We start from the raw sequence: 25324 nt of genomic DNA on the forward strand, positions 1-25324 counted from the left end.
CCGGGCCCCGGCCCGGGGACCTGAGGTCTCACTCCTGAGGGGCCGCTTCCGTTACCCGGGGCGGCCCCTCACCCGTATGCGACTAGGCTCGACGCCATGTCTCGAATCGACGGCCGCACGCCCGAACAGCTCCGCCCGATCACCATCGAACGCGGCTGGAGCAAGCACGCCGAGGGCTCCGTCCTCGTCTCCTTCGGCGACACGAAGGTCTTCTGCACCGCCTCCGTGACCGAGGGCGTCCCGCGCTGGCGCAAGGGCAGCGGCGAGGGCTGGGTCACCGCCGAGTACTCCATGCTCCCGCGGGCCACCAACACCCGCGGCGACCGCGAATCCGTCCGCGGCAAGATCGGCGGCCGCACGCACGAGATCAGCCGCCTCATCGGCCGCTCCCTGCGCGCCGTCATCGACTACAAGGCGCTCGGCGAGAACACCATCGTCCTCGACTGCGACGTCCTCCAGGCCGACGGCGGCACCCGCACAGCCGCCATCACCGGCGCGTACGTCGCCCTCGCGGACGCCATCTCCTGGGCCCAGGGCAAGAAGATCATCCGGGTCGGCCGTCAGCCCCTCACCGGAACGGTCAGCGCCGTCTCCGTCGGCATCGTCGGCGGCGTGCCCCTCCTCGACCTCTGCTACGAGGAGGACGTCCGCGCCGACACCGACATGAACGTCGTCTGCACCGGCGACGGCCGCTTCGTCGAGGTCCAGGGCACCGCCGAGGCCGAACCGTTCGCCCGCGAGGAGCTCAACTCCCTTCTCGACCTGGCCGTTCTGGGCTGCACGGAACTCGCTGTCGCCCAGCGCACGGCGCTTGATACGGTCCTGGAAAGGTAAAGGACACACCAAGACGACCGCCTGCCACGGGCAACCACGGCACCGGCCGTCGCGTCCCTACGAGTACGGGCGTACGGCACACCGCTGTACGCCCGGCCAGCACCACACGGGGGCCTTGTGGCCTACGCAACGGGGCCCTCGGGCCTGACGCAACGGGAGGACCGTTCCATGGCCGCGAGTCGCCGCCGAGCACGTCGTACCACTGCCATCGCCGCAGCCGTGGCAGCCGTCGCGCTGACGGCCGGGCTGACCACCGGCTGCGACGCCGTAAACAAGGCCCTGGACTGTGTCCAGACCGCCGACACCATCGCAGACAGCGTCACCGACCTCCAGCAGGCCGTGGAGAACGCCGCGAACGACCCGACGCAGGCGGACGAGGCACTCGACTCCATCGACAAGAACCTCGACACCATCGGTGACAAGACGGACGACACCGACATCAACAAGGCCGTGGACGACCTCCAGAAGGCGGTCACCAACGTCCGCGACTCCATCAAGAACGGTGACGAGACCCCGGACATCAGCCCCGTCACGGACGCGGCCGGCGAACTCACCAAGGTCTGCACGCCGTAGCCGCAGCGGTCGCGGTCGCGCAACGGCCGCTCCGCCGCGAGTGGACGACCTGCCCCGCCGCGGGTGGGCGACGGCTCCTTGGCGGGTGGCAGACGATCGGATCACGGGCACCGGCCGGCGACCAGATCACCGGCACGGTGGGCGATCGCAGGCATCGCACGAGCGGCTCGGCCCGCCTGGCTAGGGTGAGCACCATGACCCGCCTGATCCTCGCCACCCGCAACCCCGGAAAGATCACCGAGCTGAGGGCGATCCTCGCCGCCGCAGGTCTCGACCACGACCTCGTCGGCGCGGACGCCTACCCGGAGATCCCCGACGTCAAGGAAACCGGCGTCACCTTCGCCGAGAACGCCCTCCTCAAGGCGCACGCCCTCGCCCAGGCCACCGGCCTCCCGGCCGTCGCCGACGACTCGGGCCTGTGCGTCGACGTCCTCGGCGGCGCCCCCGGCATCTTCTCCGCCCGCTGGTCCGGCACCCACGGCGACGACCGGGCCAACCTCGGGCTCCTCCTCGCCCAACTCGGCGACATCGCCGACGAACACCGCGCCGCCCACTTCGCCTGCGCCGCCGCGCTGGCCCTCCCCGACGGGACGGAACGCGTGGTCGAGGGCCGCCTCCGCGGCACCCTGCGCCACGAGCCCACCGGAACCCACGGGTTCGGCTACGACCCGATCCTCCAGCCCGACGGCGACACCCGCACCTGCGCGGAACTCACCCCCGACGAGAAGAACGCGATCAGCCACCGGGGCAAGGCGTTCCGCGGACTCGTGCCGGTGGTACGGGAGTTGCTGGGCTGACCTGGGCTGACCACCCCCCGGACCTCGGCTACCCCGCCTCGCCGTACGACCGCAGCGCCACCCGCGCGTCCAGGTCGATGCCGTTCACGCCCGCCGGCGCCGGCAACCGCAGAACCTTGTCGAGCACCGGGCCCAGCCGACCGCAGCCCGAAGTGCCCGGCGCCGCAAAGCGGTTGTCGGCCACCCCGAAGGCGACGACCAGCGGATCCGGCGAGACGACCCTCGACGGATCCGTCTCCTTGAGCACCAGATGGACCGGGGCCGCGTCGGTACCTATGGAACAACCGCGCGGGACCCCCGGCCCGGATATACGGAACGTCAGATCCAGCTCGCCCCGCCGCTCGTCGTTGGACTCGAAGTCCGAATAACCGCCGTACCGAGGCGTGATCGACAGCGGTGTGCCCCGAACTCGTAGGGGAGTGGCGGCCATCGCCCCGAACACCTGACGGAACTCGCCGTCGACCCGGCCCTCCGCGAAGGTGATCGCCAAGGGCCGGTCTATCGGCACAGAGACACGGCCGAGGGTCAGATGCCCGGTGGCGGTCATGGCCTCGCACCGCCACGCCGCCGGATCCGCGCCTTCGGGAAGCTCTGAGAGGCGCGGACAGTCCGCGAAGCCACGCTGCCGTGCATCTGCGTCAGCACCGACACCGGTGCCGACGTCGGCACCGGTGTCGGCTTGCACGGGACCCGCAGTCGCCGCGCCCGTACCGGCGGCGAGTGCCAGAGCGGACAGGGCCATGACGAGACGTCGGGCGCGAAGCATGAAGGCCTCCTGGTGAATGACCGGACGGACGGGAGGATCCCGCGATGTCCACGCCTCAAGGATTGCAGCCATTTCTCTGCAATGGAAGATCTGCAGAGAAAATTCTGCAGACTTCACTCTGCAGAGATTCGGCTGTGTGGCGGTAGGCTGCCCCCATGAGCGATGAAGGCGAGCCCGAGCCCGGGCCGGAGGCCGGCACCGGTACCGAACCCGTCGGCGAACGACGCACGGTCAGTGACCCGGCAGCCCTCAAGGCCCTCGCGCACCCGCTACGGCTGAAGATCCTCCGCCAACTGGCCGTCTCCGGCCCGGCGACCTCCACGACCCTCGCCGCCGCCCTCGGGGAGAACACCGGCACCCTCAGCTACCACCTGCGCCGCCTGGAGCGCGGCGGCTTCATCGAGGACGTACCGGAACGGCCCAACAGCCGCGAGCGCTGGTGGCGGGCGGTGCGCGGACTGGACGTACGCAGGCCGGCGCAGGACGAGATGACCGACGGCGAACGGGCGGTCGCGGGAGCCCTCGACCGGATGCGGCTCGACGAGGACATCGAGCTGGCCCGGCGCTTCACCGAGGAACAGGCCGAGTCGGACGGCTGGATGCGCGGCTCCCGCAGCCTCAGTCACCTCACCAAGGAAGAGGTGACCGCCTTCCACGACGCCTACCTCGACCTCCTGACCCGCTTCGCCCGGGGCCCGGAGGACGCGCCCGCGGACGCGAAGCCGGTACTGCTGCGGTGGTTCGCGCTGCCGGTTGAGTGAGGGGCTCTGCTTCGCGACTGCCCCATTCCCGCCCGAGGCTGTCCTGGCCAACTCCTATGTACGGCGAAGGCCCGGCTCGCAGGAAGTGCGAGGCGGGCCTTCGATTTAAAGGCGTGCGGCCGGTGGGACTCGAACCCACACGGGTGTGAACCCACTGGGACCTAAACCCAGCATGACTGCCAGTTCCATCACGGCCGCTCAAAAATGGTCATCGTGCTCGACCGGCGTTAAGTGTACGGGGAGAACAGGTCACCCTGCGAGACGTGCCCTTCCCTTCTGGCGGCACCACGTCTCCGTCAGTGCATGGCAGTTGGGGCAGAGGTATCGCAGGTTCTCTCTGCGGTTGTCCCGCCAGTCTCCGTTGGCATGATCGATCTGCAGGGTAATCGGGCGCCCCCGCCACTCACCGGTGTTGCCGCACTCCACGCATACGTACGGCACCCCGATCTCGATCAAGGCCCGGTGGAGCTGCGTCCTGTTGGTCCGTCCCGCTTGATCCGGCAGGACGACCAGTACCCGGTGTGCGGTCGATGACGGTGGTGGGCGATCCGGTAGCCCCCAGGCTCGGCGCTTGAAGTGGCTGGTGTCGAGATTCAGGCGCGAAGCGGTGCGCCGAACACGTCGGTGATTGGTGTCGTTGACTTCCATGTCGAGACCACGCATGACGTCGGCATAGCTGCTGGAGCTCTGTACAAGGCTGCGCAGTCTGTCCTCGGGAATAGCGGCACGTCGGTACAAAAAGTGTCCGACGTCAATGCCCAGTGCGAGGAGCATCCGGCTCAACGTCGCGCGTGAACGACTGTCATCCGGGACGCCAAGTGTGCGGGCAACACCCCGCATGCTGGTTGACGCGGATGCGGCTGTCCGCAGCTCTTCCGGCGTGAAAGGCAGGTCCACGTCGGGGCGATCCATGCCGGGGAAGTGGCTGATGTCGATGCCCGCCGCACTGATGCGGCGTCGGATGTGGGAGAGCGTTCCTGTTGCCGGGGTGGCACCCAACTTCAGGGCCACTTCGCGCAGCGAGGACGACGCGAGGGCAGCTTCTGCAATGGCGGCGTCCGGGTACTTGCGCCATGGGCTTCGCTTGGCGAAGTGGCTCGTGTCGAGTCCGTGATCCGTTACTTTCCCCTGCAGCACTCGCCGTTGGCCGCCACTTGTCCCGAGGCCGAGGCGTCGCATCAGGTCAGTCCAGTTACGGGCCTCGGCGACGACCGGTGCGAGCCGCTCCTTGCTGTACGGGTCTGGTCGTGGCATGCCGCGACCAGGGTCGGTTTTCATCGCTGGCTCCGGTGTGCTCCGCATACCCGCTTGCCCTTCCTGCCTCGACTGCCTGTTCGCAGTCCCGTACGGAGTAACGAACCGTTTATCGGATGGTCACGTCCGAACGTGGAACGGCCCGCGCCGCTTGTTGCGGTGCGGGCCGTTCTGGTGCAGGTAATGCGGGGAGCCGGGCCTCAGGCCCTAGGATCCCCGGGATCTCAGATCCCCAAGTCCTTGATGATCTTCGCCACGTGGCCCGTGGCCCGGACGTTGTACAGCGCCCGTTCGACCTTGCCTTCCTCGTCCACCACGATCGTGGAGCGGATGACGCCCATGTAGGTCTTGCCGTAGTTCTTCTTTTCGCCGTAGGCGGCGTAGGACTCGGTGACCGTCTTTTCGGGGTCGGCGAGCAGGGTGATCTTGAGGTTTTCCTTGTCGCGGAACTTGGCGAGCTTCTCGGGCTTGTCGGGGGAGACGCCGATGACGTCGTAGCCCGCGCCGGCGAGGAGCTCGAGGTTGTCCGTGAAGTCGCAGGCCTGCTTGGTGCAGCCGGGGGTCAGGGCGGCCGGGTAGAAGTAGACGATGACCTTGCGGCCCTTGTGGTCGGCCAGGGAGACCTCGTTGCCGTCGGCGTCGGGCAGGGTGAAGGCGGGGGCGGTGTCGCCGGGCTGGAGTCGCTCGCTCATCTCGTGGGGTCTCCTTGCGGGGTGGTGGATACGCACCCGAGCGTAATGGGGGTGCCGGGCGGTGCGCGGCGTGCGGAGCTGACAGACTGTCGACCAGAGAAAAGGCCGAAGAGAACAGGCCACGGGAAGAAACGACCACGACCACGGAGGCAGCGCGTGTCGGACACGTCGAGCACGCCGGACACCAGGACTCCGGCGCAGATCGAGGCGGACATCAAGCGCCGTCGCGAAACTCTCGCCGATACGCTCGACGAGATCGGTGTGCGGGTGCACCCGAAGACCATCGTCGGGGACGCCAAGGCCAAGGTGGCGTCCAGCATCGACCACACGCTCGGACGTGCCTACGTCGGCGTCAACCGCGTCGTCGGCGATGTGAAGGGGCAGTTCGTCACGGAGGAGGGGGCGCCGCGGCTGGACCGTATCGTGCCCGTCGCCCTCGTCGTGGTCGGAGTCGTCGGACTGCTCACCCTGGGCACCAGGCGCCGCAGGGGTTGACCCGCCGTCACCCCCGCCCGCACCCGCGCCCGTACGCCGGGCGCTCCGCCGGCCGGGCCGACCGCACCCCACGTACGTACGAACCGTGTGAAGGCAGGTAGGTTCGAGACGTGAGCGAGAAGAACCATCACGACAAGCTGCCCATCCGGATGCTCCACGACCGTGTGCTCGTGCGGCAGGACACCGCCGAGGGCGAGCGCCGTTCCGGCGGCGGCATCCTGATCCCCGCGACGGCGGCCGTGGGCCGGCGGCTCGCCTGGGCCGAGGTCGTCGCGGTCGGGCAGAACGTACGGACCGTGGAGCCGGGTGACCGCGTCCTGTACGACCCGGAGGACCTTGCCGAGGTCGAGGTGCGCGGCACCGCGTACGTGCTGATGCGTGAGCGGGATCTGCACGCCGTGGCGGCGGACCGGTTCGAGGGTTCCGAGGACTCGACCGGCCTGTACCTCTGACATCCCTGATATCCCCGGTATCCCTGACATCTCTGGTGCCTCTGATGTCTCCGGTGCCTTTGGAACAGAGGCCTGAGGGGCTGGTGACCATCGTCACCAGCCCCTCTTGCTTGCCCTTTGCTACCTTTGGAAGGACCCCGACGAGACGCGCCGTACCGGGACTCGCAAAGACGACGCACCCCTGTTGATCAACCCCTGTTGATCCGTTCACGGAGGTGCCTCATGGCCTGGGTCCTGCTCGTCGTCGCCGGTCTGCTGGAAGTCGGCTGGTCGATCGGTATGAAGTACACCGACGGTTTCACGCGGCTCGTGCCGAGCGTTCTCACCGGTGCGGGCATCGTCGCCAGCATGTTCCTGCTGTCGTACGCGGCGAAGACGCTGCCCATCGGTACCGCCTACGGCGTCTGGGTCGGCATCGGCGCGGCCGGGGCGGCGGTGTTCGGCATGGCGGTGCTCGGTGAACCGGCGACCGCCGCCCGGATCTTCTTCGTGTGCCTGCTGCTGGTTGCCGTGGTGGGGCTGAAGGCGACCTCCGGTCACTGACCCCTGGACGACGAGGGACGGCGAGGGGCGGACGAGGGGCGGCCCCGGGCAGCCCCGAACTACGGGAAGCCGCCGAAGTTCGTCCCCGCGACTCCGCCGTCGTCCCCTGTTCCGTCCGTCGTGCCGCCGTCCGTCGTCCCGCCGTCGGTGGTGCCGCCCGAGTCGCCGGTGCCGCCCGTGGGGAAGCCGGTGCCGCCACCCGTCGCCGCGCCCCCGTCGGCCGTCCCGCCGTCGCCCGTGGTGCCGCCGTCGGTCGTCGTCCCGCCGTCGCCGGTGGTGCCGCCGTCCGTGGTGGTACCGCCGTTGGTCTGGCCCTCGGTCGCGGGGGTCTCCTCGCCGCCGGTGGTCGTGCCGCCGTTGTCCTGCCCGGCGTCCGTGCCCGGCTGGTCCTCGTCGGGGTCGGCCGGCGGCAGTTGCTGCTCCTCCGCGCCGTCCTGGAGCCGCAGGTCGAACTCCTGGGCGGAGGTGCCCTTCAGGGCGGCCTTCGTGTACTGGGCCCAGATCTGCGCCGGGTAGCCGCCGCCGTTGATGCGGGGCTGCCCGAGCGCCCCGTACAGCGGCTTGTGCGCGCCCGTGTCGGGGTCCTGGCCCATGATGGCGACGACCGTGGCGAGGTTCGGGGTGTAGCCCGCGAACCAGGCCGCCTGGTCCTCCTCCGCGGTGCCGGTCTTGCCCGCCGCGGGCCGTCCGGCGGCCTGCGCGGCCGTGCCGGTGCCGCCGTCGACGACGCTCTGCAGGATGGAGGTCGTGGTGTCGGCGGCCTCGCGGCTCACCGCCTGCCAGGTCTTGCGCTCGGGCAGGTCCACCACGTCCGCGCCGTCCTTGGTGATCTTCTCGATCATCGTGTACGTGCCGCGCTTGCCGTGGTTGGCGAGGGTCGCGTACGCCTCCGCCATGTCTAGGACGCTGGCCGTGGCCGGGCCGAGCGCGATCGACGGGGACGCCGTCAGGTCGGGGGTGTCGGACGGGATGCCGAGGCCGACGGCCGTCTTCTCGACCTTCTCCGGATCGACGTCCACGGCCATCTGCGCGTACACGGAGTTCACGGACTTGTCCGTGGCGGTGCGGACCGAGATCTGCCCGTACGAGACCTGGTCCTCGTTCTCCGGGGCGTACGTGCCGCCCTCCCAGCCCTGTACGGGGCGCTTGTTGGTGCCGTCGTAGACGGTGTTCGGGGTGATCGTGCGGCCGTCCTGCGTGGTCGAGTCGTTCTGCACGGCCGCGGTGAACACGAACGGCTTGAAGGTGGAGCCGACCTGGTAGTCCCGGCGGGTCGCGTTGTTGTAGTACTGCTTCGTGTAGTCGATGCCGCCGTACATCGCGAGGACCCTGCCGGTCTTCGGGTCGATGGAGGCGCCGCCCGCGCGGACGTAGTTGTCGACCTTGCGGTCCTTCTTGTCGAGCTTCTCCATCACCTGGTCGTTCACGGCCTTCACGAAGGCGTCCTGCTTGGGCTTCTGCAGGGTGGTCGTGATGCGGTAGCCGCCGGCGTTCAGTTCGTCCTCGCCGAGGATCTTGTTGTCGGTCAGGTAGTCGTTCACGGCCTTGACGATGTAGCCGCGCTGTCCGGACATGCCTGCCGCGATCACCGTCTGCTTGGGCTCGGGGAACTTGACGCCCGAGCGCTCCGACGCGGTGATCCACTTCTTCTTGACCATGCCGTCGAGTACGTAGTTCCAGCGGGCCAGCGCCGCGGGCTTGTTCTCGGGGTGGGCCACGACGTCGAACTCGCTCGGCGCGTTCAGCAGCGATGCCAGGTACGCGCCCTGGCCGACCGTCAGGTCCTTGGCGTCGACGCCGTAGTAGGCCTGGGCGGCGGCCTGGATGCCGTAGGCGTTGCGGCCGAAGTAGCTCGTGTTGAGGTAGCCCTCCAGGATGTCGTCCTTGCTCTTCTCGCGGTCCAGCTTGATCGCGATGAAGAACTCCTTCGCCTTCCGGGTGACCGTCTGCTCCTGGGCCAGGTAGTAGTTCTTCACGTACTGTTGGGTGATCGTCGAGCCGGACTGCTTGCCCTTGCCTGTGGCGGTGTTCCAGCCGGCGCGGAGCATCGCCTTGGGGTCGATCGCCGACTCGCTGTAGAAGTCGCGGTCCTCGGCGGCCAGCACCGCGTGCTGGGCGTCCTTGGAGATCAGCGCCAGGGTCACGTTCTCCCGGTTGACCTCGCCGTCACGGGCGAGCTGGCTGCCGTCCGAGTACAGATAGACGTTGCTCTGCTTCATCGCCGCCGAGTTCGCGGCCGGGATCTTCACCAGGTAGTAGCCGAGTGCGAACGCGCCGATGAGCAGCAGGAGCCCGGTGAGGACCGTGCCGAGCACCATCCGCCAGGTCGGGATCAGGCGTCGCCATCCGGTGCGTTTCCGCTTGGGCTTCCTGCCGGGTGTCCCGGGTGCCGCCGCGGTGGCGGGTCCCGGTTCCCTCGGTGCCCAGCCCTCGCTCGGCTGCTGCGGCTGCGGCTGGTCGTTCATGTTGTGCCGGACTCCCGTTTCGCGTCATACGTCTCGTACGCCCTCGTACGCCTTGTGCGCCCCTCCTTGAAGACTGTCGCACCCGGCGATTCGTTCCCGGCACGTGGCACGCGTCCCGTGGAGAAAATGCGTGGCACGCGATACGGCCCCGGGACTAGGCTCCTGCGCTTTGGCTCGGATCGGCCGAAGGGGGCCCGACGTGGGGACATGGCGGTTGTACGCGGCCGTCGCGGTGGGCGCGTTCCGGCGGTACGCGACCTATCGGGTGGCCACCGCCGCGGGCGTGTTCACCAACACCGTCTTCGGGCTGATCCTGGCGTACACGTACATCGCGCTGTGGGACGAAAGGCCTGGCCTCGGCGGGTACGACCAGTCCCAGGCGGTGACGTACGTGTGGCTCGGGCAGGGGCTGCTCGCGGCGGTCGCGGTGATCGGCGGCGGCTTCGAGGACGAGATGATCGAGAGAATCCGTACGGGTGACATCGCGATCGACCTGTACCGGCCCGTGGACCTTCAGATGTGGTGGCTGGCGGCCGACGGAGGGCGGGCCGCGTTCCAGTTGGTGGGGCGTGGTGTGGTGCCGATGGCGTTCGGGGGGCTCGTGTTCCATCTCGCGCTTCCGGCCGATGCCGGGACCTGGCTGGCGTTCCTCGTCGCGGTCGTCCTCGGCCTCCTGGTGAGTTTCGCGATCCGCTATCTCGTGGCGCTGCTGGCGTTCTGGTTCATGGACGGGGCGGGAGTGCAGCAGCTGGCCGTGCTCGCGGGGATCTTCTTCTCCGGGATGACGCTGCCGCTGAACGTCTTCCCGGGAGCCCTCGGCGAGCTGGCCCGGGCGCTGCCCTGGTCGTCGCTGCTCCAGGCCCCGGCGGATGTGCTGCTCGGCGAGCGCACCGGCTTCGCGCTGTGGCGCACGTACGCCTTCCAGGCCGCCTGGGCCGTCGGGCTGCTCGCGGTGGGCCGCCTGGTCCAGTCGGCGGCGACACGCAGGGTGGTGGTCCAGGGTGGCTGACCTTCAGGCTCAGGAGAGGCACGACGCGCACCGGGGCTTCCCGCCGACCGGTCGCTCGCGGGTGGTGGACGGGCTGCGGGCCTACCGGCTGATCGCCTGGATGTGGATCCGCTCGACGATGGCGTACCGCGCGTCCTTCGCGATGACGGTCTTCGGCAACTTCGCGGGGACCGCCCTCGACTTCGTGGCGATCCTGCTGATGTTCTCGCGGGTCGACGAGCTCGGCGGCTACTCGCTGGGCGAGGTGGCGTTCCTGTACGGGCTGTCGAGCGCCGCGTTCGGTCTCACCGATCTGGCGCTGGGCTCGGTGGACCGGCTCGGGCAGCGGGTGCGCGACGGCACGCTCGACACGCTGCTGGTGCGGCCCGCGCCGGTGCTCGCACAGGTCGCCGCGGACCGGTTCGCGCTGCGCCGGCTGGGCCGGATCACGCAGGGGCTGCTGGTCCTCGGGTACGCGCTCTTCGTGGTCGACATCTCCTGGACGCCGCTGAAGGTGCTGATGATGCCGGTGATGGTGGTCAGCGGGGCCGCCATCTTCGCGTCGGTGTTCGTGGCGGGCGCGGCCTTCCAGTTCGTGGCGCAGGACGCGTCCCAGGTGCAGAACTCCTTCACGTACGGCGGCACCACGCTGCTGCAGTATCCGCCGACGGTCTTCGCGAAGGACCTGGTGCGCGGGGTGACGTTCGTGCTGCCGCTGGCCTTCGTCAACTGGGTGCCCGCGCTGTACGTGCTGGGCCTGCCGTACCCGCTCGACCTGCCCGAGTGGGTCGCGTTCCTGTCGCCGCCGGTGGCGGTGGTCTGCTGCGCGCTCTCGGGGTTCGCCTGGCGCGCGGGTCTTCGTTCGTACCGGAGCACGGGGAGTTAGCCGCACATGGACACGCAGACGGACTTCGGCCACGCCGATGACCACGCCGACGACTTCATTCGCCTCGACCGCGTCGAGAAGGTCTTCGACGTACGCAAGAAGACCGGCTTCATGCGCAGTGAGCGGCGGCAGGTGCGGGCGGTCGACTCGATCTCCTTCACCGTGGCGCGCGGCGAGATGGTCGGCTACATCGGGCCGAACGGCGCGGGCAAGTCGACCACCATCAAGATGCTCACCGGCATCCTCACCCCGAGCGGCGGACGGCTCCGCGTGGCGGGTATCGATCCGTCCCGCGAGCGCACGCGGCTCGCGCAGCGCATCGGGGTGGTGTTCGGGCAGCGGACGACCCTGTGGTGGGACCTCCCGCTGATCGACTCGTACCGGCTGATGCACCGTATGTACCGGATCCCGGACGCGCGGTACGTCGAGAACCTCGACCGGTGCGTCGAACTCCTCGAACTGGGCGAGCTGTTGGACGTGCCCGTACGGCAGCTGTCGCTCGGGCAGCGGATGCGCGGGGACATCGCGGCGGCCCTGCTGCACGACCCGGAGGTGCTGTACCTGGACGAGCCGACGATCGGGCTCGACGTGATCAGCAAGGCGAAGGTGCGGGAGTTTCTGCGGCACCTCAACGCCGAGCAGGGCACCACCGTCCTGCTCACCACCCACGATCTCACCGACATCGAGCAGCTGTGCCGGCGCGTGATGGTCATCGACCACGGGCGTCTGATGTACGACGGTCCGCTGACCGGGCTGCACGAGATCGGTGAGAGCGAGCGGACGCTCGTGGTGGACCTGGAGCGTGAACTCCCGCCCATCGAGGTCGAGTCGGCGCGGGTGGTGAAGGTCGAGGGGCCCCGGCAGTGGCTCGCGTTCCCGGCGGCGGAGTCGGCGGCGCCGCTCGTGGCGCGGATCGCCGCCGCGTATCCGCTGGTGGACCTGTCGGTACGCGAGCCGGACATCGAGGCGGTCATCAGCCGCATGTACGAGGAGAAGGCAACCTCGTAGGCTTCTGCCCATGACGGACGAACTCCCCGACGGGCTTCCCGAGCTGCGAGCCTCCGACGCCGACCGCGAGCAGGTCGCCGAAGTGCTGAGGGACGCCCTCGCGGAGGGCCGCCTCGACATGGAGGAGTTCGAGGAGCGTCTGGAGGCCACGTACAAGGCCCGTACGTACAAGGAGCTGGCGCCCATCACGCGGGATCTGCCCGCGCCCGGGGTGACTCCTCCCGCTCCCACCGTGTCCATGGTCAAGCAGCCCGCGGGGGCGGGTGGCTGGGCGGGCCGCATCGTCGGCGGTGACGGTTCGTCCCGGTGGGGTGTCGCGGTCCTGGGCGGGTTCGAGCGCAAGGGGCGCTGGACCATGCCGAAGCGGTTCAACTCCTTCGCGTTCTGGGGCGGTGGCGTCATCGACCTGCGCGAGGCGAACTTCGCCGACGGCGAGGTCGTCGTCAACTGCGTCGCGATCATGGGCGGGATGAGCGTGATCGTGCCGCCCGGTGTCGAGGTCGTCGTCCGCGGCATCGGCGTCATGGGCGGCTTCGACCACCGCGAGGAGGGTGTCGAGGGCGACCCCGGCGCCCCGCGTGTCGTCGTCACCGGGTTCGCCTTCTGGGGCGGTGTCGGTGTCGAACGCAAGGTGACCAAGGCCGAGCGGCTCCGCCAGAAGGAGGAACGACGGCTGGAGAAGCTGGAGCGGAAGGCCGCGAGGCAGGAGGAGTTGGAGGAGTCCCGGCGCCGGGCCCTGGAGGGCACCGGCTCCTTGGACCACCGGGGCTCGCTGGATGATGCGCGGTCCATTCACCGGGCCGCGATGGAGCAGCACCGTGAGCTGATGCGGGAGCATCGGGAGGCTCGGCGGGAGGAACGTCGTGAGCGGCGGGACGAGCGGCGGGACCGGGACTGAGCCCGGGCCCGAGCGCTCCCGCAGGTAGTGCCGTGCAGCGCGGGCCGGATGTGGCCTGTCGCGCGGTTCTCCGCGCCCCTGGAGGGGCGCAGCCCCGTCACAGCTCGGCCGGGACCGAGCCCTTCAGGTCGTTCAGGTCGAAGACCTCCGCCATGCGCTTGTAGCCCTTGTCGCTGGGGTGGAGGTGGTCGCCCGAGTCGTAGTCGGAGCGGAGGCGGCGGGGGTTGTAGGGGTCGCGGAGTGCCTTGTCGAAGTCGACGTAGGCGTCGTAGACCTTGCCGGCGCGGATCTGGGCGTTGACGGCCTGACGGGTGTCCTCCAGGTGCGGGCGGTAGCCGCGGTGGCCCTGGAAGGGCATGAGCGTGGCCCCGACGACCCGCAGGCCGCGGGCGTGGGCCAGGCGCTTCAGTTCCCGCAGCCCGGCGGTGATCTTGTTCGCGTCGGTCTGCTGGGGCGTACGGAGGATGTCGTTGACGCCGAGGGCGACCACGACCGCCCTGACGTTCGTACGGCCGAGCACGTCACGGTTGAAGCGGATCAGACCGCTCGGGTTCTCGGCGGGCCGGCCGAGGCCGCTGCCGAGGACACGGTTTCCGCTGATGCCCTGGTTGACGACGCTGTAGCGGGGCCCGTCCGAGTTGTCGCGCAGCCGGTCGGCGAGGACGTCCGTCCAGCGCCGGTTCTGGCCCACGGACGAGGTCGAGCCGTCGGTGAGCGAGTCGCCGATGACGACGACCGTGCCGTCGGACTCGTTGCTCAGCACGTCCAGCGCGGTCACATAGCGCCAGTACGGCGTCTGCCCGGTGTACGCGGTGCCGGTCACGTCCTCCGTGAGGTCACCCTCGGCGGTGTACGAGATCTGCCGTGCCTGCGGGTGGATGGTGACGGGCCCCGACGGGGTCGGCGAGTACGTCGTCACCAGCACGTCCGTGTCGTGCGGGACGAGCAGGCGTACGGCGTCGCTGACCACCTGCTGCCCGGCCGGCACGACCACCGACGGGCTGCCGCGGAAGGTGAGGCGGCGCATGCTGCCGGCAGCGGCGGCGGGGTTGTTCGCGGCGGCCGCGACGGCGACCGAGGCGTGCGTGATGCTGAGCGGCTGCTGTCCGTAGAGGTTGGACAGGGTGATCCGGGCCGCGGTGCCGCCGATGCCGACATGCACCACGTTGCGTACCGAACGGCCCGCCATTCCGTTGGCCTCGGTGCCGGGCTCCGCTCCGGACGGGGACGCCGACCAGGCGCCGACCCAGGTGCCGACGGACGCGGGGGCCGCCGAGTTGTGTGGCGTACCGCCGCCCACGAGCGGCTTCTCCTCGCCGTCGTCGGCTGCGACCCCGACGTATATGGCGGCTGAGATGACCACGACTACGGCGACGATCGCGGCCAGCAAGGCATAACCGTGACGCTTGGTCATGCGGTGCAAGTCTCCTCGGGCAGTGGGAGCCCGAGGCTCCGATGTGATGACCCCATGATGAGGCATGGCGTGGGGGGAAGCAGACAGGGCCCCCATTGCCCCCGCCGCCCGTATCCGATTTTTCTGGCCCCGCCCGGCAAGACGCCGGGAACTCCTGTTCCGTTCCAGTAGTCGGTCAGGTTGGGACAATGGGTGTGGGGGACAGGGAACGGGTGGAGCGGATGGAAAGCACGAAAGCGGATCAAACGGATGAGGCAGGGCCCGAAGGGCAGCATGCCCGGCCCGGCGGTGTGGCGAACCGCACGGTGCCCGGGCGCGCGATGAACTCGTTCAGCCCCGCGGACGAGGAGAAGTTCCGCGGGGTGCGCCGGATGAAACTCACGGCGACGGGCCTGCTGTTGTTCGTCGCCGTCGTCTACGTACTGGCCAAGTGGGCCGGGAACTCCGGCGCGGGCGCCTGGACGGGCTATGTCGCGGCCGCCGCCGAGGCCGGCATGGTCGGCGCGCTCGCCGACTGGTTCGCCGTCACCGCGCTGTTCCGGCACCCCCTCGGCATCCCCATCCCGCACACCGCGATCATCCCCACCAAGAAGGACCAGCTCGGCGTCTCCCTGGGCGAGTTCGTCGGAGAGAACTTCCTCTCGCGGGACGTCGTACGGCAGCGGCTGCGCGCGGTCGGCATCGGCAGCCGCCTCGGCGCCTGGCTGGCCCATCCGGAGCACGCCGACCGGGTGACCGCGGAGCTGGCCACCGCCCTGCGCGGCGCCCTCGCCGTGCTGCGCGACTCGGACGTGCAGGCCGTCGTCGGCGAGGCCATCAACCGGCGGGCCGACGCCCAGGAGATCGCCCCCGGCATAGGGAAGATGCTGGAGAAGGTCGTCGCGGACGGCGGCCACCGGCGGGTGGTCGACCTGATCTGCGTACGAGCCCACGACTGGCTGGTCCTCCACAACGACCAGGTGATGGACGCCGTGCAGGGCGGCGCTCCCGGCTGGACCCCGCGGTTCGTCGACAAGCGGGTCGGCGAGCGCGTCTACAAGGAACTGCTGCGCTTCGTCACCGAGATGCGCGACATGCCCGCCCACCCCGCCCGCGGCGCGCTCGACCGGTTCCTCACCGACTTCGCCTCCGACCTCCAGTCCGACACCGACACCCGCGCCCGGGTGGAGAACCTCAAGCGGGAGGTCCTCGGCCGCGGCGAGGTCCAGGACCTGATCGCGTCCGCCTGGTCCTCCGTACGGCAGATGATCGTGTCCGCGGCGGAGGACGAGCGCAGTGAACTGCGGCTGCGTGTGCGTGCCTCGCTGCTCTCGCTCGGTGCGCGCATGGCCACCGACGCGAAGCTCCAGGCCAAGGTCGACGGCTGGGTCGAGGGGGCCGCGGTGTACGTCGTCACGACGTACCGGGACGAGATCACCTCGCTCATCACGGACACGGTCGCGGGCTGGGACGCCGAGCACACCTCGAAGAAGATCGAGGCGCATATCGGGCGTGACCTGCAGTTCATCCGGATCAACGGCACGGTGGTTGGCTCGCTGGCGGGCCTTCTGATTTTTGCGGTGTCGCGGGCGCTAGGGGCGTGACCTCACCCTCGGGGGGATTGCCCGCTCCCGCAGGTTGTGTCGTATCTGCGGGTCGGATGTGGCTTGTCGCGCAGTTCCCCGCGCCCCTAAAAGGGGCGTAGCCCCCGCAGGGCAGCGTGAAAGGCGGCAGGTGAGAGGGGCGCGGATCTGGGGACTCGGGGACGTGTTCCGGAGTCTGAGGAGGGCGCCATGGCCGTCACCCACGCCGATACCGGCACTGTCACCACTGCCGTCCCCGCCCGGCTGGACCGGCTGCCGTGGTCGCGCTGGCACTGGACCATCGTCATCGGGCTCGGCACCGTGTGGATCCTCGACGGCCTGGAGGTCACCGTCGTCGGCAACATCGCCGGCCGGCTCTCCGAGTCCGGCAGCGGGCTGCCCATCTCGGCCGCCCAGGTCACCGGTATCGCGGCCGCGCTCTACGTGGCCGGGGCCTGCTCGGGAGCGCTGTTCTTCGGGCGGCTGACGGACGTCTTCGGCCGTAAAAAGCTGTTCATGATCACCCTCGCCGTCTATCTCGCGGCCACCGCGATGACGGCGTTCTCCTTCTCCACCTGGTGGTTCTTCCTCTTCCGCTTCCTGACCGGCTTCGGCATCGGCGGCGAGTACGCGGCCATCAACTCGGCGATCGACGAGCTGATCCCCTCCCACTACCGCGGCCGCGTCGACCTGATCATCAACGGCAGCTTCTGGCTCGGTGCGATCGGCGGCTCGCTCCTGTCGATCGTCGCGCTGAACACGGACCTGTTCGCGATCAACGTCGGCTGGCGGCTCACCTTCCTCCTCGGCGTCGTCCTCGGCCTGGTGATCCTGCTCGTACGCCGCAACGTCCCTGAGAGTCCCAGGTGGCTGTTCATCCACGGCAGGGGAGAGGAGGCCGAACGCCTCGTCGCCTCCGTCGAGCGGCAGATCGAGGAGGAGACCGGACGCGAACTCCCGCCGCCCGCGGGCGAGATCACCATCCACCAGCGCAAGAGCATCGGGTTCCTCACCATCGGGCGCACGGTCTTCTCGACGTACCGCAAACGCGCCGTGCTCGGCCTCTCCCTCTTCATCGGGCAGGCGTTCCTCTACAACGCGATCACCTTCGGCTTCGGCGCGATCCTCACCACGTTCTTCGACGTGCCGACCTCCTCGACCGGCTACTACTTCGCCGTCATCGCGGCCGGCAACTTCCTCGGCCCGCTGCTGCTCGGCAAGCTCTTCGACACCGTGGGCCGCCGGATCATGATCTCGTCCACCTATCTGCTCTCCGGCATCCTGCTCTTCGCCACCGCCTGGCTCTTCGACCGGGGCTCGCTGAGCGCGACGACGATGACCGCCTGCTGGTGCGTGGTCCTGTTCTTCGCCTCCGCGGGCGCCAGCAGCGCGTACCTCACGGTCTCCGAGATCTTCCCGATGGAGACCCGCGCAATGGCCATCGCCTTCTTCTACGCCATCGGCACCGCGGCCGGCGGCATCAGCGGGCCGCTGCTCTTCGCCGACCTGACCAGCACGGGCGTGGTCGGCGACACGGTGCTCGCCTTCCAGATCGGTGCCGGGCTGATGTGCGCGGCGGGGCTGGTCGCGGCGGCCCTCGCGGTACGGGCGGAACGGCGCTCGCTGGAGGACATCGCCAGGCCGTTGTCGGAGGCGGTTTCGCCGTCTCCGGGGTCGAAGCCTTCCGGGCCTGCGCCTTCCGGGGCGACGGCGTAGGCGGACAGCGCGGGTCAGACCTGGTTCTCGCCGCCGTCGACGTACAGGTTGGCTCCGAGGATGAAGCTGCTCTGCCCGGAGGCGAGGAACGCCACCACGTCGGCGACCTCGTCCGCGCGCCCGATCCGGCCGAGTGGGACACCCGCGGCGAACTGCGACTTGGTGACGGGCGTGTCCGGCGTATCGACCACGGCATCGAGTCCAGGAGTGTCGATCGTGCCCGGGGAGACCGCGTTGACCCGTACGTTCCGGTCCTTGAGCTCGTTGGCCCAGGTCCGGGCGAAGGACCGGATCGCCGCCTTGGAGGCCGCATAGGTGCCGAACGACGCGACACCGTCATCGGCGCGCACCGACGAGTTGAGGATCACCGACGCGCCGTCGTTGAGCAGCGGCAGCGCCTTCTGCACCGTGAACAGCGTGCCCCGCACGTTGACGCCGAAGGTCTGGTCGAAGTGCTCCTCGGTGATCTCCTCCAGTGTCGCGAACGACGCGGCGGCGGCGTTCGCGAAGACCACGTCCAGGCCCCGGCCCCGGGCGCGGACCGCGTCGTACAGGCGGTCCAGGTCCGCCAGGTCGGAGATGTCACCTGCCACCGCGGTGGCCCTTGCCGGGCCGATGGCCTCCACGGCCCTGTCCAGCTCGGCCTTGCGCCGGCCGGTGATGAACACGTGTGCGCCCTCGCCCGCCAGCCGGACGGCGGTGGCCAGGCCGATCCCGGTGCTGCCGCCGGTGACGACGGCGGTCTTGCCTTCGAGCTGTCCCATGGAAACTACCTCCGCGAATTTCGGTACTGATCGGTACTGAATGGCGCTGAACGAGAACGTAGCACATCTGCACCGACCGGTACGGAAGAGGTATGGTTGGCCGCATGGCGACGCGACAGAAGGCACAGATCGGCCGGCCGAGAGGCTTCGACACCGACGAGGCCCTTGAACACGCCATGCGGGTCTTCTGGGAACAGGGCTACGACGGAGCCAGCCTCACCGACCTGACCAGCGCCATGGGCATCACCCGTACCAGCATGTACGCGGCCTTCGGCAACAAGGAGGACCTGTTCCGCAAGGCCCTGGAGCGCTACACCGAGGGCCCCGCCTCGTACGGGGCCCGGGCCATGCGGGAGCCGACGGCACGGCAGGTGGCCACCGCGTTCCTGAACGGCTCCGTCCGGGCCACCACCCGTCCCGGCTGCCCCACCGGATGCCTCGGTGTCCAGGGCGCCCTCGCCGTCGGCGACCCGGGGCGCAGCGCCCGTGACGCCCTCGTCGTCTGGCGCAACGAGCACGTCTCCCTCCTCCGCGACCGGTTCCGGCGGGCCGTCGACGAAGGCGACCTGCCCCGCGACGCCGACCCCGGAGCGCTCGCCCGCTACCTCATGACCGTGGCGAACGGCATCGCCGTCCAGGCCGCGGGCGGTGTCACCCGCGACGACCTGCAACTGGTGGCCGACATGGCACTGCAAAGCTGGCCGTCCGCCTGACGGCCCTTCGCGAAACCGGCCCGCGGGCCTTCGCGAACCGGCCCGCCGGCGCCGACCCGTACGGCTGTCGGGTCGCCCTCCCGGATTCCCCGACGCCCGTCGGGTGACCTGCGAGGATGCGCCGTGTCACCGTTTCCGGAACGACGCAGCGACGTACGACGCAGAGCCGCGACGACGACGGGACCGCGCGTCGAATCGGAGGACGAGATGACGACCTACCCGCTGGACCCGGAGCTTGCCGCGGTCGTGCCCATGCTGCCCAGGGCCGACACCTCGGACCTCGAAGGCGCCCGCGCCGAGATGCTCGTCGGTATCGCGGCGGCCCTCGCGGACGTGGACGCCACCGGTGTGGACGTCTTCGACGTGGTGGCGCCCGGACCGGAGGGTGCCCCGGACGTCGTCCTGCGCGGCTACCGCCCGCAGGGCGCCGAGGGCCCGCTCCCGGTGGTCTACGACATCCACGGCGGCGGCTTCATGCTGGGTAACGTCGAATTCGACCACGGCATCAACGTGGCGCTCGCGCGGGAACTGGGCGCCGCCGTCTTCTCCGTGGAGTACCGGCTCGCCCCCGAGCACCCGTACCCGGCGGGCCTCGAAGACGCGTACGCCGGACTCGTCCACATCACCAAGAACGCCGCCGAACTCGGTGTCGACCCCACCAGGGTCGCCCTCTTCGGCGCCAGCGCGGGCGGCGGTCTCGCGGCCGGTCTCGCACTGCTCGCCCGGGACCGGGGCGGCCCCGCGATCGTCTTCCAGTACCTCGGCATCCCCGAACTCGACGACCGCCTCGACACGCCCAGCATGCGGGACTTCACCGACACGCCCCTGTGGAACCGGCCCAACGCGATCATCAGCTGGGACGCCTACCTCGGCAGCGGCGTCCCGGGCAGCCCCGACGTCCCGATCTACGCGGCTCCCGCCCGGGCCACCGCCGAGCAGCTCGCGGGACTGCCGCCCGCCTACATCTCGGTGATGGAGTTCGACCCCCTGCGGGACGAGGGCATCGACTACGCCCGTGCGCTGCTCGCGGCCGGGGTGAGTGTGGAGCTGCATCTGTTCCCGGGTACGTTCCACGGCTCGGCGATGGTCGCGTATGCGGAGGTCTCCCAGAGGGATGCGGCAGAGGCGGTCGCGGTGCTTCGAAAGGCACTTCGGTAGGTGCGGGTGCGGGTGCGTTGTGGCTGGTCGCGCAGTTCCCCGCGCCCCCTAAAAGCGCCGGTGTCGCCGTGGCTCTGACGCGGCGCGCGGCACCCCCTAGCCCCAATGCCGTTGTTTTAGTTGCGGGCGTACGCTGCTGCGTAGTGCTTCCCGGGGGTGGTGCGGGTGTCTGCGGATGTCGGCGAGTTATCGGGGCTGGGGCTGCTGACCTGGGTGTATCGGCCTGGGTTGGTGGATCGTGTGGTGGCTGCCTGTGGTCGTGCGGAGCATCGTAGACGTCTGCTGCCGGCCCGGCTGGTGGTGTATTTCGTGCTCGCCCTTGCCCTGTTCTCGCCGGCTCCGTATCTGGAGGTGATGCGGCACCTGGTCGAGGGCCTGCGGAGCCAGGGGCTCTTGGGCGAGTGGCGCATCCCTGCGAAGTCGTCACTGTTTCGGGCCCGCCAGCGCCTGGGATCGGAGCCGTTGCGGGTGCTGTTTGCCACGACCGCGAAGCCGATGGGCACCGAGGCCACTCCGGGTTGCTTCTGGCGAGGGATGCGGCTGCTGGCGGTGGACGGCACTTGCTGGGACGTGGCCGACAGTGCGGCGAATGAGGCCGCGTTCGGCCGTCCCGGAAACAGCCGCGGCCACGACAAGTCCGGCTTTCCCCAGGTGCGGATGGCATGCCTGATCGAGGTGGGCACCCATCTCGTGCTGGATGCGGAGCTGGCCGGCTGTCGCACCGGCGAAGTGACCCTGGTCAGCCGCCTGCCACGCTCCTGCGGGCCCGGCGAACTGGTCCTTGCAGACCGGGAGTTCCTCGGCGTGCCCATGTGGAGAGCCTTCACCGACAGCGGTGCCGATCTGTTGTGGCGGGTGCCCGCCAACCGGATCCTGCCCGTGGAGCGGATGCTGCGGGACGGATCGTGGCTCTCGCGCATCCACGCCACCACCGACCGGGCGCACCGTGATCCGGTCCCGGTGCGGGTGGTGGCTTACCAGTTGCACGGCACCGGCCGCGAAGACGAGGACTACCGGCTGGTGACCACGCTGCTCGATGCCCGTCGCTATCCGGCCCGCCAGCTGGCTGCGCTCTATCAGGAACGCTGGGAGGTGGAGGCTGTCTTCGCCGAGCTCAAGACCCATCAACGCGGAGCCCGCGTCGTGCTCACCAGCAAGACGCCCGACGGTGTCCTGCAGCAGATCTGGGCCCACCTGCTGGTCCATCATGCGCTGCGTGAGCTGATGGTGAGAACCGCGGCCACCCGGGGCCTGGACCCGGACCGGGTCTCCTTCACCGAAACCCTGCGCTCCGCCCGGCGCAGCGTGACCGTCACGCCGGGCAGCTTTTCCCCCTGAGCTGCTGGTCAGAGCCCTTGTCCTGCTTCAGCACGACCTGCTCGAACGCCTCCTGCCACGCAGACGCTTGCGTAGTCAGCCCCGCGTCGTCAAACGCAAGATGTCCAACTACCTGCTGAAACGGGCCGGACACCACACCTGGCCCCAACCCACCCGCACCGGCGCCCGAGCAGTCCGCATCCAACGACCCCAACCCTCAACCACGTAAAGCAACGGCATGACTCTGTTGGTGATCTTGACGGGGTGGTGACGGCGGACGCTGGTGGTGGTTGGCTGGTCGGAGGCGGGGCGGCCTCGGTTTGGGGCGGTGGACGGTGTCGATGCGTCCGGCAAGTTTCCAGCGGATTCCTCCGATGACGGTCCGCACGGCGTGGGCGGCGTGTCCGAAGGGGACGCCGGTGATGCTGATGAGGGACCGGCTCGATGTGGTGTTCGCCGACGAGGACTTCACTCATCTGTATCCGTCCGATGGCCGACCAAGCTTCTCGCCGGGGCAGCTGGCGCTGGTGTCGGTGCTGCAGTTCGCGGAGAACCTCTCGGACCGGGCGGCGGCGGATGCGGTGCGCACGAGGATCGACTGGAAGTACGGACTCGGCCTTGAACTGGACGATCCGGGCTTCGACCACTCGGTACTCAGTGAGTTCCGGGCCCGGCTGGCCGAGGGCAGCCGGGCGGATCAGCTGCTGCAGTTGATGCTGGACCGCTTGGTGGCGGCCGGGCTGCTCAAGGGGCGGGGCCGACAGCGTACTGATGCCACTCATGTCCTGGCGGCGGTGCGGCGGTTGAGCCGGCTGGAGCTGGCGGGCGAGAGCGTGCGGGCTGCGCTGGAGGAGATTACCGAGGCCGATCCCAACTGGCTGGTGCCGCTGATCGAACCGGAGTGGGCCAAGCGGTACGGCCGGAAGGTCGAGATCGGGAAAGTTGCGGGCGGCAAGGTAGCGGTGCGCGAGCGTGCCGAGGAGTTCGGCCGGGACGGGCAGAAACTCCTCACCGCGGTCTGGGCGGCCGACGCCCCAGGCCGTCTGCGGATGCTGCGCCAGGTGGAGATCTTGCGGCGGGTCTGGGTCCATCAGTACTACTGGGATCGTGAGGGGCAATTGCGCTGGCGGGAGGGCACGGCTCTGCCGCCGGCCTCGCTGCGGTTCGACTCCCCGTATGACACGGACGCGCACTACTGCGTCAAACGTGATGTCCAGTGGAGCGGGTACCGGGTTCATGTCACCGAGTCATGTGATCAGGATCTGCCGCACCTGGTGACGCATGTGGCCACCACCATTGCTCCCGTCCAGGACGGGCAGTTGACCGAGAAGATCCACGACGACCTCGCCACCCGTCGCCTGGCTCCGGCCGAGCACGTCGTGGACACCGCTTACCTTTCACCCGCGCAGATCGAGCGGGCTGAGCACGTGCACGGCATCACGCTGCTCGGCCCGGTTCTTGCGGACAACAGCCGCCAGGCCAAAGCGGATTCGGGCTTCGGCAAGACGGCCTTCGCCATCGACTGGGGCAACGAGCAGGCGATCTGCCCGCGAGGTGCGACGAGTGTGTCCTGGACCGAGCTGCATATCTCCGGCCACACCTATCATCAGGCCCGGTTCGCCGAGAGGGACTGCCGGCCCTGCCCAGACCGTGCCCGGTGCACCTCCTCGGCCACAGGCTCCCGCTCCATCGCAGTCCTGCCGCAGGCACTGCACGAGATCCAGATGCGCAATCGGCTCGACCAACAGACCGAACAGTGGCAACGCCGGTACGCGATCCGCGCCGGCATCGAGTCCACCCTCTCTCAGAACGTAAGAGCTCACGGCCTGCGCAGAAGCCGCTATCGAGGTCTGACTCGCACTCACGTGCAGCACGTCTTGACCGCCATGGCCTGCAACCTCAGCCGCCTCGCCAACTGGCACGACACCACCTCATCGACCCGCCGCGCATCTCGCTTTCAGACTCTCTGCACCGCAGCAGGATTCACGATCATCTGACCACTAAAGATCACCAACAGAGTCACGGCATTGCCCCTAGCCCTCGTCCGCCAATCGCAGCGCGTACAACGCCAGTTGAGCTCGGAAGCGGTCCTGGGAGTTGCTCAGGCGGTAGCCCAACGCGGTTTCCACGCCTGCGAGGCGGGCGGCGACCGAGCTGTGGTGAAGGTGGAGGTCGCCGGCGGCGTGCCGCAGGGAGCCGGTGCGCAGGAACGCCGTCAGGGCGGCCAGAGCCGCCGGGCCGCCCTTGCCCTCGGCGAGTCCGGCCAGGGCGCGCACGTCGGGCTGGGCCCGCAGCCGGTCGACGGGGATGTCGGCGAGCAGCGCCACCGGCCCGAGGGTGTCGTGGTCCACGACGGCCTCGTCGGGCAGCCCGGCCACATCCACGGCGAACCGCAGCGCGAGCCGGGCCTGCGCCCAGGAGGCCCCTGCGTCCAGGGCGGGAGCACTGCCGCCGACCCCGATCCGTACGCCCTCGGCGCCGTGCTCGCGGAGGAACGCCCGCAACTCCTCGGCGGCTGACTCGGCACCCGGCGCCAACGCCACGGCGAGCGGACCGACCGCGGCGACCCGCACCCCGGGCCGCAGTTCACGCCGCCCGAGCACGGCCACCGAGGAAGCCCCGGCGACGGCAACCACCCGCAGCGGCTGCTCGGGCACCAGACCCAGCAGGCGCAGCGCCCGCGCCCGGTCCTCGACGGCCTCGCGCTCCGACAACACCCGCTCGACCAGCGCCGGGTCCGCCACCTGATGGGGTGCGCTGTCCTGCTCACGGCTGCCGTGCACGACGCCCGCGGCGATGGCCATCCACTCCAGCACCAGCTCGTCGAAGGGCCCCGGCGCCCCCGTCCGCTCCAGCCACACCCGCCCGCCCGGCGGGAACTCGGCGCTCCCGGAGACCGTGCCGACAGGCCCCGCCGGTACGGTCCCGGCCGGCCCGAACCGCACCACACGTCCGCCCACCTCGAGGCCCGCCGGACACTCGGCCAGCCCCGCCGTGGACCGCACGAGCGACTCGGCGTCGATCCGCCCGGCCCCGAGCAGCGCCTCGAAGTGCGCGATGACCCGCAGCGCCGCCGCGGCATCCGCGTCGAGGGCCGACAGCCGTAGCAGCAGTCCCTTCATGACCTGGGAGTCTAGGCCGCGAGCGGGGCGTACGGGTCGGTCGTGCGCCCCGTTGTACGGCTGTAGGTGGCTGTACGCCCGGTACGCCTGGGAGGAACGGCCCAGCGATCTGAGTACGCGTACTCTGTCGGCCCTGTGTGCGTCTG

The 25324-nt window shown here is 69.7% G+C and carries 24 protein-coding genes, 1 tRNA gene and 1 riboswitch; of the genes, 17 read left to right on the forward strand and 8 right to left on the reverse strand.

The genetic code is table 11. The features are described from left to right. Positions 1–96 precede the first annotated feature (96 nt). From rph to rdgB, 3 genes are all read left to right on the forward strand, one after another. Positions 97–834 carry a ribonuclease PH gene (gene rph / locus OG718_RS33565; RefSeq protein WP_328845921.1) on the forward strand — a complete coding sequence of 246 codons (738 nt, stop codon included), beginning with the start codon at positions 97–99 and terminating at the stop codon, positions 832–834. Between the two features lie 168 nt (positions 835–1002). Beyond that, a complete protein-coding gene (locus tag OG718_RS33570) occupies positions 1003–1407 on the forward strand; it encodes a hypothetical protein (RefSeq protein WP_143632615.1) in 405 nt (134 codons plus the stop codon). Positions 1408–1601: 194 nt separating this feature from the next. Continuing rightward, the gene (rdgB, locus tag OG718_RS33575) at positions 1602–2204 is read left to right on the forward strand and encodes an RdgB/HAM1 family non-canonical purine NTP pyrophosphatase (protein ID WP_306939783.1); all 603 of its coding nucleotides are present in this window, start codon (positions 1602–1604) and stop codon (positions 2202–2204) included. A gap of 28 nt (positions 2205–2232) precedes the next feature. Here the strand turns inward: rdgB and OG718_RS33580 are convergent, their stop codons facing one another. Then, positions 2233–2970, reverse strand: a complete 738-nt coding sequence (locus tag OG718_RS33580; protein ID WP_328845922.1) for a hypothetical protein — start codon at positions 2968–2970, stop codon at positions 2233–2235. A 155-nt stretch (positions 2971–3125) separates the two neighbouring features. Here OG718_RS33580 and OG718_RS33585 point away from each other — a divergent pair, with 155 nt between their 5' ends. Then, positions 3126–3731: an ArsR/SmtB family transcription factor gene (locus OG718_RS33585; protein WP_143632609.1), complete on the forward strand. Its 606-nt coding sequence runs from the start codon at positions 3126–3128 to the stop codon at positions 3729–3731. A gap of 114 nt (positions 3732–3845) precedes the next feature. On the opposite strand, the gene OG718_RS33590 is transcribed toward OG718_RS33585, so the two are convergent. From OG718_RS33590 to bcp, 3 genes are all read right to left on the reverse strand, one after another. Continuing rightward, positions 3846–3929 (reverse strand) — tRNA-Leu (locus OG718_RS33590). A 51-nt stretch (positions 3930–3980) separates the two neighbouring features. Continuing rightward, positions 3981–5009 carry an HNH endonuclease signature motif containing protein gene (locus OG718_RS33595; RefSeq protein ID WP_260694855.1) on the reverse strand — a complete coding sequence of 343 codons (1029 nt, stop codon included), beginning with the start codon at positions 5007–5009 and terminating at the stop codon, positions 3981–3983. Between the two features lie 200 nt (positions 5010–5209). Further along, the gene (gene bcp / locus OG718_RS33600; protein ID WP_143632607.1) at positions 5210–5677 is read right to left on the reverse strand and encodes a thioredoxin-dependent thiol peroxidase; all 468 of its coding nucleotides are present in this window, start codon (positions 5675–5677) and stop codon (positions 5210–5212) included. Between the two features lie 156 nt (positions 5678–5833). Here bcp and OG718_RS33605 point away from each other — a divergent pair, with 156 nt between their 5' ends. The 3 genes from OG718_RS33605 (at position 5834) to sugE (ending at position 7167) form a co-directional block, all read left to right on the forward strand. Further along, on the forward strand, positions 5834–6172 hold the full coding sequence (locus OG718_RS33605; protein ID WP_143632605.1) for a DUF3618 domain-containing protein: 339 nt from the start codon (positions 5834–5836) through the stop codon (positions 6170–6172). A gap of 149 nt (positions 6173–6321) precedes the next feature. Further along, positions 6322–6624 carry a GroES family chaperonin gene (locus tag OG718_RS33610; RefSeq protein ID WP_055611843.1) on the forward strand — a complete coding sequence of 101 codons (303 nt, stop codon included), beginning with the start codon at positions 6322–6324 and terminating at the stop codon, positions 6622–6624. A 118-nt stretch (positions 6625–6742) separates the two neighbouring features. After that, positions 6743–6804, forward strand: a riboswitch (guanidine-III (ykkC-III) riboswitch). A 42-nt stretch (positions 6805–6846) separates the two neighbouring features. Continuing rightward, positions 6847–7167, forward strand: coding sequence for a quaternary ammonium compound efflux SMR transporter SugE (sugE, locus tag OG718_RS33615; RefSeq protein WP_143632603.1), 321 nt, complete (start codon positions 6847–6849; stop codon positions 7165–7167). A gap of 59 nt (positions 7168–7226) precedes the next feature. On the opposite strand, the gene OG718_RS33620 is transcribed toward sugE, so the two are convergent. Beyond that, a complete protein-coding gene (locus OG718_RS33620; RefSeq protein ID WP_328845923.1) occupies positions 7227–9632 on the reverse strand; it encodes a transglycosylase domain-containing protein in 2406 nt (801 codons plus the stop codon). A gap of 199 nt (positions 9633–9831) precedes the next feature. On the opposite strand from OG718_RS33620, the gene OG718_RS33625 reads away from it, so the two are divergent. From OG718_RS33625 to OG718_RS33640, 4 genes are read left to right on the forward strand one after another with little or no spacing between them, the layout of a single operon-like run. Then, positions 9832–10641, forward strand: coding sequence for an ABC transporter permease (locus OG718_RS33625; protein ID WP_143632599.1), 810 nt, complete (start codon positions 9832–9834; stop codon positions 10639–10641). Then, a complete protein-coding gene (locus OG718_RS33630) occupies positions 10634–11506 on the forward strand; it encodes an ABC transporter permease (RefSeq protein WP_328845924.1) in 873 nt (290 codons plus the stop codon). Before OG718_RS33625 ends, OG718_RS33630 begins: the two co-directional genes overlap by 8 nt. Before the next feature lie 6 nt (positions 11507–11512). Continuing rightward, the gene (locus tag OG718_RS33635) at positions 11513–12514 is read left to right on the forward strand and encodes an ABC transporter ATP-binding protein (RefSeq protein WP_328845925.1); all 1002 of its coding nucleotides are present in this window, start codon (positions 11513–11515) and stop codon (positions 12512–12514) included. A gap of 10 nt (positions 12515–12524) precedes the next feature. Beyond that, positions 12525–13412 (forward strand): DUF1707 SHOCT-like domain-containing protein, encoded by an 888-nt coding sequence (locus tag OG718_RS33640; RefSeq protein WP_143632595.1) that lies wholly within the window; start codon positions 12525–12527, stop codon positions 13410–13412. Between the two features lie 97 nt (positions 13413–13509). Here the strand turns inward: OG718_RS33640 and OG718_RS33645 are convergent, their stop codons facing one another. Next, on the reverse strand, positions 13510–14826 hold the full coding sequence (locus tag OG718_RS33645) for an SGNH/GDSL hydrolase family protein (protein WP_143632592.1): 1317 nt from the start codon (positions 14824–14826) through the stop codon (positions 13510–13512). 221 nt (positions 14827–15047) lie between these two features. Between OG718_RS33645 and OG718_RS33650 the strand changes: the two genes are divergently transcribed. Together OG718_RS33650 and OG718_RS33655 are read left to right on the forward strand one after the other, a co-directional pair. Continuing rightward, positions 15048–16409, forward strand: coding sequence for a DUF445 domain-containing protein (locus OG718_RS33650; RefSeq protein WP_186001012.1), 1362 nt, complete (start codon positions 15048–15050; stop codon positions 16407–16409). 189 nt (positions 16410–16598) lie between these two features. Further along, positions 16599–18104 (forward strand): MFS transporter, encoded by a 1506-nt coding sequence (locus OG718_RS33655; protein WP_143632588.1) that lies wholly within the window; start codon positions 16599–16601, stop codon positions 18102–18104. A gap of 14 nt (positions 18105–18118) precedes the next feature. On the opposite strand, the gene OG718_RS33660 is transcribed toward OG718_RS33655, so the two are convergent. Then, positions 18119–18868 carry an SDR family NAD(P)-dependent oxidoreductase gene (locus OG718_RS33660; RefSeq protein WP_328845926.1) on the reverse strand — a complete coding sequence of 250 codons (750 nt, stop codon included), beginning with the start codon at positions 18866–18868 and terminating at the stop codon, positions 18119–18121. A 104-nt stretch (positions 18869–18972) separates the two neighbouring features. Here OG718_RS33660 and OG718_RS33665 point away from each other — a divergent pair, with 104 nt between their 5' ends. The 4 genes from OG718_RS33665 (at position 18973) to OG718_RS33680 (ending at position 24053) form a co-directional block, all read left to right on the forward strand. Next, positions 18973–19581 carry a TetR/AcrR family transcriptional regulator gene (locus tag OG718_RS33665; RefSeq protein ID WP_143632586.1) on the forward strand — a complete coding sequence of 203 codons (609 nt, stop codon included), beginning with the start codon at positions 18973–18975 and terminating at the stop codon, positions 19579–19581. A gap of 123 nt (positions 19582–19704) precedes the next feature. Then, entirely contained in the window at positions 19705–20739 is a 1035-nt protein-coding gene (locus OG718_RS33670) for an alpha/beta hydrolase (protein ID WP_306939812.1), read from the forward strand. 165 nt (positions 20740–20904) lie between these two features. Next, the gene (locus OG718_RS33675) at positions 20905–22077 is read left to right on the forward strand and encodes an IS4 family transposase (protein ID WP_328845927.1); all 1173 of its coding nucleotides are present in this window, start codon (positions 20905–20907) and stop codon (positions 22075–22077) included. A gap of 353 nt (positions 22078–22430) precedes the next feature. Continuing rightward, positions 22431–24053, forward strand: coding sequence for an IS1182 family transposase (locus OG718_RS33680; protein ID WP_328845928.1), 1623 nt, complete (start codon positions 22431–22433; stop codon positions 24051–24053). Between the two features lie 36 nt (positions 24054–24089). On the opposite strand, the gene OG718_RS33685 is transcribed toward OG718_RS33680, so the two are convergent. Next, the gene (locus tag OG718_RS33685) at positions 24090–25178 is read right to left on the reverse strand and encodes a PucR family transcriptional regulator (protein WP_328845929.1); all 1089 of its coding nucleotides are present in this window, start codon (positions 25176–25178) and stop codon (positions 24090–24092) included. Positions 25179–25324 lie beyond the last annotated feature (146 nt).

This window comes from Streptomyces sp. NBC_00258, from assembly GCF_036182465.1.
GTDB lineage: Bacteria > Actinomycetota > Actinomycetes > Streptomycetales > Streptomycetaceae > Streptomyces.